The sequence below is a fragment of the Pedobacter lithocola genome (assembly GCF_042650845.1).
Taxonomy (GTDB): domain Bacteria; phylum Bacteroidota; class Bacteroidia; order Sphingobacteriales; family Sphingobacteriaceae; genus Pedobacter; species Pedobacter lithocola.
Genome location: NZ_JBHSBW010000005.1, coordinates 1 through 887, shown reverse-complemented (window position 1 = coordinate 887; position 887 = coordinate 1). Strand labels below are relative to the sequence as shown.

General features: G+C 29.0%; 2 protein-coding genes. One reads left to right on the top strand and one right to left on the bottom strand.

Annotated elements, in window-relative coordinates:
- The coding region (locus ACFOWA_RS02415) for a TaqI-like C-terminal specificity domain-containing protein (RefSeq protein WP_378981418.1) at positions 1–456 on the top strand (456 nt) is incomplete at its 5' end.
- On the opposite strand, the gene ACFOWA_RS02410 is transcribed toward ACFOWA_RS02415, so the two are convergent.
- Positions 453–887, bottom strand: a 435-nt coding sequence (locus tag ACFOWA_RS02410; protein WP_378981416.1) for a hypothetical protein, incomplete at its 5' end; no start/stop codon positions are given. The genes ACFOWA_RS02415 and ACFOWA_RS02410 overlap by 4 nt on opposite strands.

Sequence of the window (887 nt, the reverse complement as noted above, 5' to 3'; positions counted from 1 at the left end):
GATAAAGGAGACACTCCATACAATTTAAGAAGTTGTGCATATATGGAGGATTTTTTTAGTCCAAAAATTATCTATCCAAACATGACAAAGTTTTTACCTTTTTTATATGATGATAGTGGCTACTTGACCAATCAAAAATGTTTTATAATTACAGGGGAGAAAATAGAATTTCTAACAGCTTTTCTAAACTCTTCCTTATTCAAATACTGTTTTAAGGATAATTTTCCTGAACTACAGGGAGGTACGAGAGAATTGAGCAAAATATTTTTTGATAAAATACCAGTAATTCAAATAACAGATATGATGAATCTGGATTTTAAAAATTTAATTAAAAAAGTTCAAGACCTTTCAAAAAATGGTTTTTCAACAACAGACGTTGAAGAATTTATTGAGCAAAAAATATTTGATATATATGGTCTAACTACTGAGGAAAGGGAAATAGTCAAAAATTATTAATTATCTATGAGCTTAATTTCTTCCTCTTCTATGCCGTAAAATTCAAAAATAATTTTGTCAATTTTGTCTAAATTTCCCTCTGAAAGTCGAGATAGCAAAAACTTTATATCAATAATATTCTTGTCAGAGAAATTAGGCATTGGGAAGTTTTCAAAAAATGTATGTTTCATTCTGACTCCATTTCCACCAAGTCCACCCCCACCATAAAATGTTTTTATTGCATAAAAAAACAATTTTGAATTTAACACTGAAATAATAATATCAAGGTCATTGCCTGTAATAATTCTTGCAGTATCTAAACACATAAATTCACCCTTGTCATCCAGCATAAAACTTGACTCTTGTACCATTTCTTGGAATATGATTTTCGGACTAAAAAAATCCTCCATATATGCACAACTTCTTAAATTGTATGGAGTGTCTCCTTTATC